Origin of the sequence: Protofrankia sp. Cr1, assembly GCF_963555865.1 — a bacterium.
In the GTDB taxonomy this organism is placed as follows: Bacteria; Actinomycetota; Actinomycetes; order Frankiales; family Frankiaceae; genus Protofrankia.
Window position 1 is genome coordinate 1 of sequence record NZ_CAUVXO010000608.1, and the last position, 1,591, is coordinate 1,591.

Annotated in this window: 2 protein-coding genes; both read left to right on the forward strand. The window is 69.2% G+C overall.

The annotated features are described in order from the left end of the window. Positions 1-46: 46 nt before the first annotated feature. Entirely contained in the window at positions 47-442 is a 396-nt protein-coding gene (locus tag U9980_RS26620) for a metalloregulator ArsR/SmtB family transcription factor (RefSeq protein WP_322753463.1), read from the forward strand. A 172-nt stretch (positions 443-614) separates the two neighbouring features. Next, positions 615-1,591: serine/threonine-protein kinase (locus U9980_RS26625; RefSeq protein ID WP_322770445.1), on the forward strand; the 977-nt coding region annotated here is incomplete at its 3' end.

The window sequence follows — 1,591 nt, forward strand, 5'->3', positions numbered from 1 at the left end:
TGCCCCAGCCATAGACGGCTGTCAATAGCCGAGGCATGCTGAAGTCATGACCGCGACCAGCATCCGTTTCGGGACGGAGGCAGCCGCGAATGCGGACTGGGCCTGCGCCACCCCGCTCTCGCGCGAACCCCTCTCCGCCGAGGCGGCCGCCCAGCTCGCCGGTGTCCTCAAGGCCATCGCCGACCCCACCCGGCTGCGGCTGCTCTCCTTGATCTACGCCCATGCCGGCGGTGAGGCGTGCGTGTGCGAGCTGACCGAACCACTGGGACTGACCCAGCCCACGATCAGCCACCACCTCAAGGTGCTCGTAGACGCCGGCCTACTCACCCGTGACAAACGCGGGGTGTGGTCCTATTACCAGGCCGTTCCCGCACGGTTGGCCGCTCTCGGCAGTCTGATTACGCCGGGTGAGGAGCCCGCGGGTGGCACGCTATCCGGCTGAACTCGCCGAGCCGCCCGCCATAACGGGATTGCCCTGACGGCGGCGGGTGCGCGACAATGATCGCGATCGAACATCCGGTGCCACGAGGCTCTGGACGCCCCACCATGGGCGTGGCGTACCGTGACACCACTATCGGACCATGGAAGTCGACGCGTTTCCGGGGGGTGCAGCCGTGCCGGGAACGACGCCACCGCCCGTGTCGGGCGCTGTCGTGGCTCCGCTGCGGCCGGACGACCCCCGCGAGCTCGGACCGTACCGCGTCGCAGGCCGCCTCGGGCAGGGCGGGATGGGTGCCGTCTTCCTCGCCTCCCGCCCCGACGCTTCCGGCCAGGACGGCCAGTGGGTAGCGATCAAGGTGATCCGCCCGGATCTCGCCGAACACCCCGAGTTCCGCGCCCGGTTCCGGCGTGAGGCCGAAAGCGCCCGCAAGGTGAAGCGCTTCGCGACCGCGGCCGTACTCGACGCCGACCCCGACGGCCCCCAGCCCTACCTTGTCACCGAATACGTCGAGGGACCGACGCTGTCGAGGATGGTCAGCGCCCGCGGCCCGCTGCGACCCGCCGACCTTGAACATCTCGCACTGAGCGTAGCAACGGCACTGAGCGCCATCCACAATGCCGGCATCATCCACCGCGACCTGACCCCGGCCAACGTGCTGCTGTCACCGGTCGGCCCCAAAGTGATCGACTTCGGGCTCGCCCGGTCGGCAAGCATTCTGACCAACATCAGCCATGTCGGCGCACAACCGATCGGTACACCCGCCTACATGGCGCCCGAGCAAATCCTCGACGAGGGCGTCACGTCAGCCGTGGACGTGTTCGCCTGGGGAAGCGTGGTCATCTTCGCCGGGACCGGCCATCCGGCATGGGGCGAAGGACCTACCGAAGTGATCCTCTATCGGATCATCCACGACGAGCCACGCCTTCTTGGTATCCCCGACGACCTGCGCGAACTGGTCGCCCGCGCGATGCGCAAGGATCCAGCCGAACGCCCGAGTGCGGACGCGCTGCGGGCCGTCCTGACGGGCAGCCTGGACCCCGCGAGCCTGGGCGGACCCGGAACGACCCGACGATCGACGGGACGGCTGCGCAAAGGATCCGCGGGGGGCGGTCGATCGCGCCGACGCCTGGCGCTCCCGCAGCGTGATTC